This is a genomic window from Streptomyces synnematoformans, assembly GCF_039531005.1.
GTDB classification, from domain to species: domain Bacteria; phylum Actinomycetota; class Actinomycetes; order Streptomycetales; family Streptomycetaceae; genus Streptomyces; species Streptomyces synnematoformans.
Genome location: NZ_BAAAPF010000621.1, coordinates 1 through 1718 on the forward strand (window position 1 = coordinate 1; position 1718 = coordinate 1718).

Sequence of the window (1718 nt, forward strand, 5' to 3'; positions counted from 1 at the left end):
GACGAGACCTCCGGGTCCGCACCCCCAGCGCGGCGCCGGGCGCCCCCGGCGGGCGGGGCCGGCGCGGCGCGGCGGGGGCGCCGGGTGAGTCCGGGGCGTCTCGTGCGGCGGGGGTGTCCAGGGTGGCGGGGGCGTGCGGAGTACTCGGGGCGTCCGCGGTGTCCGGGGTGTCTGACCGGTTCGCGGCGTCCGCGGTGTCGGTGGCGTCCGGGGTGTCCGGGGGACCCGGGGTCTCGGGCGTCTCCGGTGGGTCCTGTGCTGGGGGCATGTCACCGGCCTCCGGTCGTGTCCGGGCCCGGCCGGGCGGCGGCGCGTGCGGCGGACATCTCACTCGCCTCCCAGGCGCAGTGCCGTCGCCGGATCGCCGCGGCGCAGCGCGACGAGCACGGTGACGAGGACGGGAACGGCCGCGACCGCCGCCAGCAGGCCCGCCACCGACCCCGCCGGCAGCTCCACGACCACCGGCGGCACCGGCTGCGCGGCCCGGCCGGTGAGCGTGATGAGCGGGATGACGGCGCGGGCCAGCGCCCAGCCGAGCAGCGACCCGGCGGCCAGCGCGAGCCCGATCAGCACGCCCTGCTCGGCGGCGAAGGTGCGCGCCAGCTGCCGCTGCGGCGCCCCCAGGGCGCGGAGCACCGCGAACTCGCGGGTGCGTGCGCGTACGGACGCCGCCGCGCTGACCGCGAAGCCGAGCGCCGCCAGCGCCGCCGCGGCGACGGCGGTGGCGGCGAGCGCGGCCTGCGGGCCGGCGCCGAGGGGGTCGCCGCCGAGTTCGCCGGCGAGTTCGTCCCGTACGAGCACGTGGGCGGGGTCGGTGTCGGCGCGCCCGCGCAGCGCCGTGACGGCGGTGTCCGTGCGGCCCCGCTCGGTCGTCAGCCACCACTCGGAGGGCGGCAGCGTGGCCAGCCCCCGCTGGGTCAGCGCGTGGTTGACGGCGGGCAGGTCCAGCAGCAGGGCGCCGCCGGACTGTCCGCGGGACTGCTCCCCGCGGGCGGGGGAGCCGGGGCCGGTGGTCGGCAGCTCGGCCAGCGAGCCGGCGATCCGCACGGACAGGCTGCCGCCGGGCACGGGGACGCTGAGGGTGTCGCCGACTTTCGAACCGGTGGAGCGCAGCATCGCGTCGGTGGCCAGGGCGGTCAGCGGCGGGGTCGCGCCGCGCGCGGCGGAGACGGTGACGGTGACCACGGGCGGGCCGGTCCAGGGGGCGATGAGCTGGTCGCCGGTGTCGTAGCGCAGGGAGAGCGCGGACCGGTCGGTGGTACGGGGCCGCTCCACGACGGCGGGGGGAACCTCCTCGGGCAGCGCCTCCGGCTCGGCGGCGGCCTCCCCGTGCCAGGTGAACCCGTCCGGCACGGGGATCTCCCGGCCCGGCCGCCGGCCGCCGCCCGCGTCCGCGCGGTCGCCGGCGGCGGACCCCGCAACCTCGATCCGCTCGACGTCGAGCCGGCGCTCCCCGCCGTTGCGCGGCTGCGGGTGTACGAGCCGGAGGCCGGTGAGCCGCAGCGGCCCCGCGGGGCGGCCGTCGGGGGCCCCCGCGGCGGCGGCGATGCCGGCGGTCAGGGTGCGGGTGCGGCCGTCCGCGGGGAGGTCGCCGGCGGGCAGCTCGTACGCGGCCCCGTACCGGTCCTCGACCGTCACGGTCACCGCGGCCGGGGCCCCGCCGCGGGCGCCGTCGGCGGCGAGCGGCGCCACGATCCGCAGTTCCCCGGGCGCCCCGG

General features: G+C 80.7%; 1 protein-coding gene and 1 pseudogene. Both read right to left on the reverse strand.

Features of this window, described 5'->3' with window-relative positions; genetic code table 11:
- Positions 1–268: pseudogene (locus tag ABD317_RS36600) on the reverse strand (hypothetical protein); the annotation flags it as partial.
- A gap of 59 nt (positions 269–327) precedes the next feature.
- A partial coding sequence (locus ABD317_RS36605) for an FtsX-like permease family protein (protein ID WP_344296322.1) occupies positions 328–1718 on the reverse strand: 1391 nt, incomplete at its 5' end.